The organism is Oleiphilus sp. HI0061 (assembly GCF_001635675.1).
Window position 1 is genome coordinate 1 of sequence record NZ_LWFE01000399.1, and the last position, 824, is coordinate 824.

Sequence of the window (824 nt, forward strand, 5' to 3'; positions counted from 1 at the left end):
AGAAGTGCTTTTTACATCGCCTTGGCGTCGGTTGTTCTGATTAGCTTGAATGCCACATTACTTAAACTTGACTTACTTCCTGCTTCTTTGAGTTCTCCAGAAAACTGGATTTGGCTCAAATTGATTTTTACCTTAATCGTTCTGTGTACGGTTGCATTCTGTATCTATGGCTTGATTAGCCTTGAAAAGCGTAAACAAGAAGAATTAAGTCAAGAGATTCGACTAAATAAGAAGATGATGGAGTCTCTAGAAGTTGCTACAAATGAAGCCCAGGCGGCAGCTAGAAGTAAGGAGTTGTTTTTGGCTACGATGAGTCATGAGCTTCGAACACCGCTTAATGGTGTGTTGGGGAATGCTCAGCTTCTAGCAAAAGAGATTAAGGATATTAGCGCTAAAGCTCGTGTCGAGAATATAACTTCTTCTGGTGAACTTTTACTTTCAATTATTAATGATGTATTGGATTTCAGTAAATTTGAGTCGCAGGGCGTTTCTCTGAACCTAGAGGTTTTTGATCTTTCACAGTGCCTGCGTCAACTCTATCGTTTGATAAAACCGCGTGTGCAAGAGGGGGTTCAGTTTTCTATCTCGGGTGCTGATGAACCTATTTTTATCAATACCGACCCTAACCGCCTGTCACAAGTTATTCTTAACCTCCTATCTAATGCGGCAAAGTTCACGGAGCAAGGCCATATTGGGCTAAGTATGAGTATGCTAGGTGATGGGCAGTTGAAAATTCAGGTGAGTGATACTGGAAATGGTATTTCGGAAGAGAACCAAAAACGTTTATTTCAGGATTTTGTTCAGGTGGGTGATGATACGCAAAA

The 824-nt window shown here is 40.9% G+C and carries 1 protein-coding gene; it reads left to right on the forward strand.

What is annotated here, in order from left to right; all coding sequences use genetic code 11:
* Window positions 1–824: HAMP domain-containing sensor histidine kinase (locus tag A3735_RS05440; protein WP_231882408.1), on the forward strand; the 824-nt coding region annotated here is incomplete at both ends.